2 protein-coding genes are annotated in these 1,298 nt (G+C 49.2%); both read left to right on the forward strand.

Annotation, left to right across the window (positions count from 1 at the left end):
* Nucleotides 1-232 (forward strand): hypothetical protein (locus KDK19_RS00905; protein WP_257254392.1); only part of this gene is annotated, 232 nt, incomplete at its 5' end.
* A gap of 114 nt (nucleotides 233-346) precedes the next feature.
* A complete protein-coding gene (locus KDK19_RS00910) occupies nucleotides 347-1,264 on the forward strand; it encodes a Tim44 domain-containing protein (RefSeq protein WP_257254391.1) in 918 nt (305 codons plus the stop codon).
* The last annotated feature ends 34 nt before the right edge of the window (nucleotides 1,265-1,298 follow it).

A 1,298-nucleotide genomic window follows, 5' to 3' on the forward strand; every position in this document is an offset into this window, starting at 1 on the left:
TCCTGTAATAAACGAGTTGACCTTTAAAGCTGCGATGGACGCATTGAATCGTTTTGAGGTGTTAGAGGAAACAGAACTTGAAATGCTGCAGCCTTATCGCGACCAGATGACGCTCAACCAATTAGACAGTGTGATCCATAAAATGGGCCATAGTGTCGATCTGGAGACACAGCTCGATTGGCATATAACTTATGAGGACAAAAGCGAGGTCCGCTTGGACTCAATGAATTGAGGCCTGATTTATTCCATTGATTTACGCAGTTTTTTTATGGAATAGCTTGCAATAAATTTCACTCTCCATAGGATGAAAGCCCATGGGTATTGGAAACAAGAGACTCTCAGATTGATGATTAAAAGGTTTGCTTCTTTTATGGCCATTATCATGGCCTTCAGCTTCGTCTTTAATGTGCCGGTGGCTGATGCCAAAAAGTTTGGAGGGGGCAAGAGCTTTGGACGTTCCTATAATACGGCTCCCGCTCCCAAACAGCCGGCTGCAGCTCCTCAGCAGGGCAGCAAACAGACAGCGGCTCAAAGTTCTCGCAAAGGCCTGCTAGGTGGACTGTTAGGCGGCCTGCTGGCGGGTGGACTGATCGCAGCTCTGTTCGGTGGTGCCTTCAGTGGTCTGCAAGTGATGGATATTCTGATTATTGCTTTGCTGGCTTTTGTACTCTTTAAGGTATTCCGCAGTATGAACCGTGCCAAAGCCATGGCAGCCGGTCATCATGGTGGGAATGACGCTCACTTCACTCCGGAACAGTCAGGGCAGAATCAGACACCTTCTTCATTAGGACAACTGTTTGGTCAGAACAGGGAACAGCAGGAAGATAACTTTGGTCAGGCGGCCCAAACACCCCTGCCTCAAACCGGTTTTGGAACCAGTGATGTCCCCATGAATCTGCCCGAAGGTTTCAATCTGAGTGCTTTCATGAATGGCGCCAGAGACCATTACCGTAAGCTTCAGGAAGCCTGGAACGAGAATGACCTGGACACCATGCGAGAGTATCTGGAGCCTGAACTGTTTTTGCAGCTAAAAGCAGAAAGGGCCTCTCTGGGTGGCGATCAGCATACCGAAGTGATGTTTGTGGATGCCGAGTTGGGCCGAGCTGATTACAATGACCGCGTTGCCGAGATCAGTGTGCGTTTTTCAGGTAAGTATCGCGATACCGTTGAGGGTGTCGAAGAAGATATTACCGATATCTGGCACCTGCAACGCAGCCTCAAAGAGCCCGATGCGCCCTGGCTGATTGTGGGAATTGAAACCTGATCGAATCGAAGGGAAAGGTGTTCTGCCTTTCCCT

This window comes from Endozoicomonas sp. ONNA1, assembly GCF_024606325.1.
Lineage (GTDB): Bacteria > Pseudomonadota > Gammaproteobacteria > Pseudomonadales > Endozoicomonadaceae > Endozoicomonas_A.

Excerpts from the sequence above, each read along its gene's own strand:
- KDK19_RS00910 (WP_257254391.1), top strand. The coding sequence starts at position 347 with ATGATTAAAAGGTTTGCTTCTTTTATGGCCATTATCATGGCCTTCAGC.